This window comes from Virgibacillus sp. 7505 (assembly GCF_002272135.1).
Lineage (GTDB): Bacteria > Bacillota > Bacilli > Bacillales > Amphibacillaceae > Terribacillus.
The window spans coordinates 1-216 of the sequence record NZ_NPBF01000439.1 but is presented as its reverse complement, the minus strand read 5'-3'; the positions used below and the strand labels follow the sequence as shown (position 1 = coordinate 216).

At 47.7% G+C, this 216-nt stretch carries 1 protein-coding gene; it reads right to left on the bottom strand.

Features of this window, described 5'->3' with window-relative positions:
• The coding region (locus CHH91_RS19695) for a cation:dicarboxylate symporter family transporter (RefSeq protein ID WP_141234280.1) at nt 1-216 on the bottom strand (216 nt) is incomplete at both ends.

Here is a 216-nt window from a genome sequence, read left to right as displayed (position 1 = left end):
TTACAGGAATCATCCCTGAAAATCCAGGAAACGTCAATCCTGGGTAAATGTGCATAACGGCTGTGGCAGCTGTTAAAATCGTAATGGTGCTCCCTGAGAGATGGATATTCGCGCATAATGGCACGACAAAGTTCGTGATCGAGTCACGGATGCGGTTTTTTCGAACAGCTTCCAGTGTAACAGGAATGGTTGCAGCACTGCTCATTGTCCCAAGGG